Below are 364 nucleotides of genomic sequence, written 5' to 3' on the forward strand. Positions count from 1 at the left end.
GGTCGATGTGCTCGCCGTCGACGCCGCTTCCGAGACCGCCGTCAACGGCATCATCGAGAAGGCCTGCAAGGCCGGCATCATCGTCATCTCATTCGACTCGGTCGCCTCGGCGCCCTGCAACTACCAGCTCAATTTCGACTTCAAGGGTTACAAGGCCGCCCAGGCGGAAGCCGTCTTCAAGATGCTTGGCGGCAAGGGCAACGTCATCCAGGTGCGCGGCGTGAAGGGCTCGGCGCCCGACAACGACATGTTCAACGCGCAGCAATCGGTGCTGGCTAAATATCCGGACATCAAGGTGGTGGCGACCGTCTACGGCCAGGCGACGGCCTCGGTGGCGCAGGCGGCGATCGCCAACGTGCTGCCC

General features: G+C 64.0%; 1 protein-coding gene. It reads left to right on the plus strand.

Annotated elements, in window-relative coordinates; all coding sequences use genetic code 11:
- Positions 1-364: substrate-binding domain-containing protein (locus EN846_RS33915; RefSeq protein WP_145971985.1), on the plus strand; the 364-nt coding region annotated here is incomplete at both ends.

Origin of the sequence: Mesorhizobium sp. M4B.F.Ca.ET.203.01.1.1 (assembly GCF_004791025.1) — a bacterium.
In the GTDB taxonomy this organism is placed as follows: domain Bacteria; phylum Pseudomonadota; class Alphaproteobacteria; order Rhizobiales; family Rhizobiaceae; genus Mesorhizobium; species Mesorhizobium abyssinicae.